At 39.9% G+C, this 7,669-nt stretch carries 7 protein-coding genes and 1 pseudogene; all 8 read left to right on the forward strand.

The annotated features are described in order from the left end of the window. A pseudogene (locus tag PAN06_RS12145) lies at nucleotides 1-579 on the forward strand (type VII secretion protein EssC); the annotation flags it as partial. Between the two features lie 14 nt (nucleotides 580-593). Further along, complete coding sequence (locus PAN06_RS12150) at nucleotides 594-911, forward strand: hypothetical protein (RefSeq protein ID WP_031576567.1); 318 nt, start codon at nucleotides 594-596, stop codon at nucleotides 909-911. Nucleotides 912-935: 24 nt separating this feature from the next. Further along, nucleotides 936-3,074 carry a hypothetical protein gene (locus tag PAN06_RS12155; RefSeq protein ID WP_269796438.1) on the forward strand — a complete coding sequence of 713 codons (2,139 nt, stop codon included), beginning with the start codon at nucleotides 936-938 and terminating at the stop codon, nucleotides 3,072-3,074. Further along, on the forward strand, nucleotides 3,040-3,954 hold the full coding sequence (locus tag PAN06_RS12160) for a hypothetical protein (RefSeq protein WP_269796439.1): 915 nt from the start codon (nucleotides 3,040-3,042) through the stop codon (nucleotides 3,952-3,954). The genes PAN06_RS12155 and PAN06_RS12160 overlap by 35 nt, the downstream gene beginning before the upstream one ends. Before the next feature lie 11 nt (nucleotides 3,955-3,965). Further along, on the forward strand, nucleotides 3,966-4,367 hold the full coding sequence (locus tag PAN06_RS12165) for a hypothetical protein (protein ID WP_269796440.1): 402 nt from the start codon (nucleotides 3,966-3,968) through the stop codon (nucleotides 4,365-4,367). A gap of 219 nt (nucleotides 4,368-4,586) precedes the next feature. After that, the gene (locus PAN06_RS12170) at nucleotides 4,587-5,141 is read left to right on the forward strand and encodes a hypothetical protein (protein ID WP_269796441.1); all 555 of its coding nucleotides are present in this window, start codon (nucleotides 4,587-4,589) and stop codon (nucleotides 5,139-5,141) included. Between the two features lie 9 nt (nucleotides 5,142-5,150). Then, nucleotides 5,151-5,627, forward strand: coding sequence for a DUF3592 domain-containing protein (locus PAN06_RS12175; RefSeq protein ID WP_269796442.1), 477 nt, complete (start codon nucleotides 5,151-5,153; stop codon nucleotides 5,625-5,627). A 258-nt stretch (nucleotides 5,628-5,885) separates the two neighbouring features. Continuing rightward, the coding region (locus PAN06_RS12180) for an exonuclease domain-containing protein (protein WP_269796443.1) at nucleotides 5,886-7,669 on the forward strand (1,784 nt) is incomplete at its 3' end.

A 7,669-nucleotide genomic window follows, 5' to 3' on the forward strand; every position in this document is an offset into this window, starting at 1 on the left:
GTTGAGCCAGTGACGTGGGATCTCAAGAAAGGGAATCTTCTATATCTGACAGACAAGGAAGAACAGATGACACAATTCGTCAAACAAATTGCTCGTAGCAAGCAGAAGGTGATTGTGTTGGCGCCAGCCTACAATGAACTGCCAGAGATGGAAGGTGTGACGATTCTTTCTACGAAGGAGGATTATGTAGCTGGAATCAAGAAAATGGAAGAAAATATCCAATTGAGATTGGAACAGCAGAAATCACAACATGAAGCAACGATTGTACTATACAATCAACTAGAACTTATGAATGATCTAAGTATGGATCTTCAATCTAGTCTGAACTATGTGCTTGAAAAAGGAGCGCGTGCAGGCTATGCTACATTAGCTATGAGTGGTAGTCAGTTGAATCGAAAAATTGACGAAGTATCAAAATCTATCAAACTCTATAAACAAGCGATCGTGGCTATGCGGATTACAGACCAAAGTGTCCTAAATGTTATCAATCGACCAGTCCGTGAAGAACCACTTGATAGTCAGGTGAACTACTATGTAGAAGATGGATTTGTAAGAAAAGTGAAAGTATTAATGAAATAGAAGGGGGACGAATTATGGGATATGTATTAATAATGGATACCGAGGGAAAGGAAGCTAAATTAGCCTATATTCGATCTAAGATGTCCCAAATTGAGAAAGTCATTGCTGGATTAAATGGAGTTACAACGAAAGTTGATTATGTTTTAGTTAGTGATGAGAATATTAAGGCGAGCTACCATTTAGCGGGTAAAAAATATCAAACCTTGACGGAAGATGAAGAAAACATTCTGAAGAATATTGAATCGGTTTTTAATAATAAAAGATCCACAATAATTGAGGAATTAAATGCAAAATACCGAGAGTTGCAATCCGAGGCAGCCATGTTATTATGATTTTTTGAGAAATAAGGGGAACTAATGTCAACTATTACTGTTAATGATATGACTCAACTTGCTTTGTTAGGGAAAAACATGAAGGAAGTCGCAAAAAAATATGAGTCAGGTATAGCTAATGCATATAAAAAATTCGAATTAAAAGTATCAGGAAATGAAGGAGTAGCTATTGCTGAGTTTGTTAATAAGTTAAATCAAATTCAAAAGGTGGTATTCAATGATTATCCTTCTTACCTCGATGATTTTGGTTCTGTTATGGTGAATTATGAAGCTTTACTTAACGGTCTGGGATTTGAAAAGGAAGTTTGGTCGAAGGACGGAGGTGAAGGTGCAGAAGGTGTAAAAAATAAACTAATAGTAGAACAAAAAAATAAGATAGAAGCTATTCAGAAAAAATTAGATTCCTATTTTGCTACAGCTGCAACAATATTAAGCCAAGCGAAAATTTCTGTACTGTCTGAATGTCAAGATGCTGCTAAAGAATTGGAACAGTCTGGTAGTACTCGAGTACAGACTGACGAAATTATTCAAGGGTATTTTGTTCAATTTTTAGATGGTTTAAAAACAGTTAAGGCAAATTTAGAGGCTATTCAAGCAGCGTTAAATCATGCCCGATATCTAGGAGAGTTGGATCCAAGTGCAGTAGTTAAAGCTATTGCTGAAAAGCGGATTACGACAGTAGAGCAATTGAAAGCTATTGATGCAATCAGTGACGCAGGAGATGGTAAAATTGTTGAAGCTTTATATTCTCCTAATCCCTATAAGAATCTTGGAGAAGTAAATGCGACACATGTTAGCGAAAATATGATGACAATTGCATATAGTTTCCTGTATGAGGAAGTAGAACGCATTCAAGAAGGTAAGACTGATTTCTCAAACTTAAAAACGTTTTTAGATGCTCTACAGGCACAGAATTCATCAGACGTAGCGACCTACACAGAAAAATTAATTAAAGGAGGAGATAGATATGGCTTATCACTTATTGCACAAGCATTTGATAGTAAGCCAGAGTTTCCTTTAAATGGATCTGTTAAGGATTACGAGAAGTATAAAGAGGAATTATTGAAATCTGAGCCTGAGTTGGCTAATATACGTCACAAACTGTTCTTAGCAAACTCTTTGACGGGGTTATTTGAAGGAATGAATGTTTACCAACTAGGAACAAATAAAATTCCTCAATCAATGGGAGAATCAGTGATAGCAAATGTTATAGATACGAAATCTCTTGAACTCACTACTGAAGGACTCACTTTTAAATTGATACGACATCAGGTTGGAAGTGATGGACAGGTAAATGTAAATAGTTATGACAAAGAATTTTCAGTTAGTGGAGATCAATATACAGAAAGATTACGTCAACTAAATGAGAGACGAAATAAGGCTGGACTGGAGTTTTTGTCAAATGTTATGAAGATGAGTGCTTCTGCCGCAGCAGGTCCTTATGGGCCAATGGCTGCAATGGGAATAACAGTACTTTCAGATATCTTTACATATAAGGATGAAGCATCCGATTATGTTGATGCCGCCAGAAATAATAAAGATTATTTTTCTGGGAAAATGGCTAAACCAGCAGGTGTGACTTTGGATGCACTTCATGCTGTAAGTAAATATTTTGAAACTTCCAATGAACTAGTGAAGAAGATAGATGAAAGTGAAAAAGGTGTAAAAAATAAATTATTTGATATTGGAGGACGTTCGGTTTACCATACAGTTGGTGAGAATTATGAATATAAATCCACCAGTTTCACACCTCAATATGATCTTCAGGCAGCTTTACAGATTCATGATATGGATAGATCAGGGCTAAAAGCCCCAGCATTTCATAAAGCATTGATGGAAGGACAAAGCCCTATGGACGCTTTGGAAGCTATGAATAAATCGCAAAACGCTGTAATGGGAATGCCTACAAATAATGGTCCTTTTACTGAAGATGTAAAAAATTATTTACTAGGAAAAGGAGATAAAACAGTTGATAAAGTTGGAGCTACCAAAGTTTGGGAGGGTCTTAATGAACTTAGCAATAATAAAATGCTACGAGATACTCAAAATAGGAAATATACGCGTGAGCAACTAGTTAGTGATTATTTGAATGTTTATCAAAATATATCAGAAGGAGGATTTTTATCTAATGAAATACCTAAAGGCCCTCAGCTTTCGGACTAAGGTGATTGTGAGTTTGATTTTGTTAGCTCTCTTTGCCTACTCTGCTTATTCCTATGTCTGGCCTAAATATGTTCAGTGGAAGGAAGACCATGAAGTACAGATTGTTAAAACAAAGGTAGAAAGAATCGAAACTTTTGGATCTCAGAATCGCTATGTTTATTATGAGACGAGTGGAGCTAATGGATCTTTTGTTTTATCCAATTATTATGTTGCAACTACAGATAAGTTTATTGGTAGCGGATCTAATCAACCGGTTGGATTATCATTTGATGTCTATGATCTTAATCATTTGAAGAATCCACCGAAAACGATTAACGTGGTCGAGCTTTTACAAACCTATGATCAGAGATACAAACTGGACTTTCAGGCAAGAGGAGGATATTCGGATAATGGTAGAGATTATATGGTTCTTTCTTTGGTAAATAAGGAGAACGATAAAGATAAAAAAGAAGTTGCTTTAGATTTAGAAAGTGAGAAGATCACACGGGCACTTCCTGAAGATAAGACAGAATATAAATGGCGCCCTTTTTCATTTTCTTATACCAATCTAGCTGATATAGCTAATGAGTACGGTTTTATAAGCTATTATGATTTATCTTACAGAAAGAATTTTAAAGTAAGAAAAGACGTTCAGCTAAATTTTATTAAAGAATATCCTGAATATTTTAAGAGGATTGGAGGATTAGCCTTTATTGTAGTTAGACAAGGAGACTACAATGATCCGGAAGCTATTTTCCAAGATATGCGCCATTGGTTTGCGCCAGTTGGTCAGGATAAATTAGATGTTATTGCAACAGATCCAAAGACAAATGAGCAAACTCCGATCAACACGTATAAAGAATACAGGGAGTGGTACGAAAAACATCGAGATCACTTATAGAAGGAGAAAAAATGTCGAAAAAGTTAATTAAATCGGAAGAAATTCAGTCAGTTCAAGTTTATTTAGAGAATTATGCGGGAAATGGGAGCGATAGTTTTTCGGTTGGTATATTAGAGGATGAGTCAGCTCATGAGTTAGATACCGCTTTAAAAGCTGTTGGAAATAGTGCAAAAGATCTTGTTATTGTAGTTGAAGGTCTTAATACATTTTTGGATAAAATAGCAGATGCATTTAAAAAATCGGATAAAGAGTTAGAAGGAATGATTGATGGCGGAATAAAAGAAATACCTTTTGGTACAAGGTCTCAAAGACAGGATCACTTTGTTTCTAATGGGAAAAATTCTTCAGATCGTTTCCACCGTCGTAAAATGGTAGAACATATAAATTCACAATTCAACGATTTCCCTGCATAGCACATTTTTTTAAGAAAGTAACGAGCTAAACTCTTTAATGCTTTAGCTGAAAAAGAAGAGAAGCGAAAAAGATTTTAGAGAGAACCACCTGGTTCTCTCTTTTTTCATCCCTCAACTCTCTCCACCTAGTGACGAACTTGCTCTTCAAATTAATTTTCGGTATGATAGTAGAAAATGTTTTTTGAATCTAACTCAATCATAAAAGAAGGGAAATGTTCCATGAAAAAGATGCTACTATTACTGGCGAGTGTGCTTGTTTTAACAGCCTGTGCTCAGTCGAAAAAAGAGGCCAAGGAGTCAACTGCAAGCAAAACAGAGCAAACCTCAAAAGCCTCCTCGTCTGCTAAAGAGGAAAAGGGCTTGAAATTTGTAGTGGCACCTCAATTTGAAGGAAAGACATCGGATTTGATGGAACTGGGTAAAAAATTAGTTAAGGAGCATCCGGAAGTTGGTGATCAAGGGGATGTCACTGTATATTATACAGGGAACACCTATACTGTAGAGCAACAGGAGTATGCAGTATTTATGTTGGTCAACAAAACGACAACGAATATTGATCGTGATGCAACTTTTAAAATTAGCTGGAGTTATGATGGCCAATCTGTTTACCAAGATCAAGTAGTCCAGTATAGTCTATCGAACAACCCTAAGTTACCGACCCAATCAGCGACTCTCTTATTGCTTCCTTTGACGAGTGAACAAAGCTCGATCGTAGAGAAGATATCAGATGAAACGAAGATGAGTTTGAGCATCACAGATATTATGATGAAGTAGGTGATGGGGATGCCCGATATCAGAATACTTCTAGTCATTGCTGCAGCTGTTATTGGATTTCCTTTATTTGAAGTACTCTTTTTTGGATATTTTTATAGAAGAGAAGTTAGGATTAAGACCCTCTCGTCAAAGAGCGTTGAGGGAGTGGTAGTTGGCTATAAGAGGGCACAAATTGTAGATGCTCCAATTGTCGAATATAGAGTGGGTAGTCAGACCTATCGAAATAGCCTGAAATATTATTGGGTGGTGCGGGCAACACTTCCTTGGAAAACGAATCAAGCGGCTAGCGATATCGATTTGATGGGACAAAGGATAACCATCTACACCAATTCTACAGTCTCAAAGGGCAATCTTTTTCAAGATGCTTTTCCACTGGGCTCGACCATGACGGTCTGGTATAATCCAGCCTGTCCAAAAGAATCATACGTTGAACGCTATAGTGGACTAGACAAATCTTATAAGCGGGAAATGTGGATTGGAATCTGAATGTTAATTTTATTGCCTATTTTAGCAGTTGTGTCCATCACCATGGGAATGAAGTATAAATGATGGAGCAGTCCTAACTGAATAAATGACGAAGAGAAATCACCGTCATATCGGTGATTTTTTTGTCTTCACTTCTCCCTCGAATTAATCCTTAAATTGTGATAAAATAAGGGTTACGAATGTTTTTGAATGGTCTGTTTTTGCTTAGAGTCGGGCCACTCAAAAGCGAGCAAAAGAATCAAGATCAAGGGAGAAACAATGTCCAACACCTTTGAAATTTTAATGGATCAGCTGGATATGCCGCTGGAGATGCGATCTTCCAGTGCCTTTTTGCATGCGGAGATTCAAGAAGTCGTGGTGCATAAGGTCAGTAGGGTCTGGGAGTTCCGCTTTGCTTTTGCGGAAGTCTTACCGATTGCTTTGTTTAAGGAATTGCGTCAGCGCTTGAAGGACGAATTTTCAAAGACGGGAAACCAGGCGACTTTTACCATTCAAGTGGCCAATCAGGACTTTTCTGATGATTTATTGCAGGCCTACTATCGTGAGGTCTTTGAGGAAGGGCCTTGCGCGAGTCAAGGATTTAAGGGGCTCTACCAAGACTTGCAGGTGCGCGCAGAAGGGCAGGAGTTGATCATCTCAGGGCCTTCTTCGGTCGATACAGAGCATTTCCGTAAGAACCATTTGCCCAATCTTGCCAAGCAGTTGGAAGCCTTTGGTTTTCCGCATTTCACCTGTCGAGTGGAGTCTGATGAAGAGTTGACAGAGCAAGAAGTAGCGCGCTTTGAGCAGGAAAATGAAAAGATCTTCCAAGCGGCCAATGAAGAGACCTTGCGGGCCATGGAATCCTTGGCCCAGATGGCTCCGCCACCCGCGGTTGAAGAAAAGCCGGTCTTTGATTTCAAGGCTAAGAAGGCAGTGGCTAAGCCCAAGCTAGACAAGGCTGAGATCACTCCGATGATCGAGATCACAACAGAAGAGAACCGGATTGTCTTTGAGGGTGTGGTCTTTGACGTGGAGCACAAGGTGACGCGGACCGGTCGGGTCTTGATCAGCTTTAAGATGACCGACTATAGCTCGAGTTTTTCCCTTCAGAAATGGGTGAAAAATGAGGAAGAAGCCCAGAAGTTTGACATGATCAAGAAGAACAGCTGGCTACGGGTGCGGGGAAATATCGAAATGAACAATTTCACGCGCGACTTGACCATGAATGTCCAAGACATCCAGGAAGTCGTGCATTATGCCCGCAAGGACCTGATGCCAGAAGGTGAGCGCCGGGTGGAATTCCACGCCCATACCAATATGTCGACGATGGATGCCCTGCCGGAAGTCGAAGAGCTGGTTGCCAAGGCAGCTGAGTGGGGCCACAAGGCGGTGGCCATCACTGACCATGGCAATGTGCAGAGCTTCCCACATGGCTTTAAAGCAGCCAAGAAGGCTGGGATCCAGCTGATCTATGGGATGGAAGCCAATATCGTAGAGGACAAGGTGCCCATCACCTATAACGAGGTGGATCTGGACCTCAATGAAGCAACTTATGTGGTCTTTGACGTGGAAACGACGGGACTTTCAGCCATCTACAATGACTTGATCCAGGTCGCTGCTTCTAAGATGTACAAGGGCAATGTCATTGAGGAGTTTGACGAGTTTATCGATCCGGGCCATCCTCTGTCGGCCTTTACGACCCAATTGACAGGGATCACCAATGAGCATGTTCGGGGGGCTAAGCCCTTGGTGCAGGTCTTGAAGGAGTTTCAGGCCTTCTGTGAGGGAACCGTTCTTGTAGCCCATAATGCCACCTTTGACGTGGGCTTCATGAATGCCAACTATGAGCGTCATGGCCTTCCCAAGATCACCCAGCCGGTAATTGATACGCTGGAATTTGCCCGTAACCTCTATCCAGATTTTAAACGGCATGGCTTGGGGCCATTAACCAAGCGCTTTGGAGTAGGCTTGGAGCACCACCACATGGCCAACTACGATGCAGAAGCGACGGGGCGCCTGCTCTTTATCTTCATCAAAGATGTTGCTGAAAAGCATGGGGT

It is taken from the genome of Streptococcus sp. SM3, assembly GCF_027497875.1.

Excerpts from the sequence above, each read along its gene's own strand:
- PAN06_RS12170 (WP_269796441.1), top strand. The coding sequence starts at position 4,587 with ATGAAAAAGATGCTACTATTACTGGCGAGTGTGCTTGTTTTAACAGCC.
- PAN06_RS12160 (WP_269796439.1), top strand. The coding sequence starts at position 3,040 with ATGAAATACCTAAAGGCCCTCAGCTTTCGGACTAAGGTGATTGTGAGT.
- PAN06_RS12155 (WP_269796438.1), top strand. The coding sequence starts at position 936 with ATGTCAACTATTACTGTTAATGATATGACTCAACTTGCTTTGTTAGGG.
- PAN06_RS12175 (WP_269796442.1), top strand. The coding sequence starts at position 5,151 with ATGCCCGATATCAGAATACTTCTAGTCATTGCTGCAGCTGTTATTGGA.
- PAN06_RS12150 (WP_031576567.1), top strand. The coding sequence starts at position 594 with ATGGGATATGTATTAATAATGGATACCGAGGGAAAGGAAGCTAAATTA.
- PAN06_RS12165 (WP_269796440.1), top strand. The coding sequence starts at position 3,966 with ATGTCGAAAAAGTTAATTAAATCGGAAGAAATTCAGTCAGTTCAAGTT.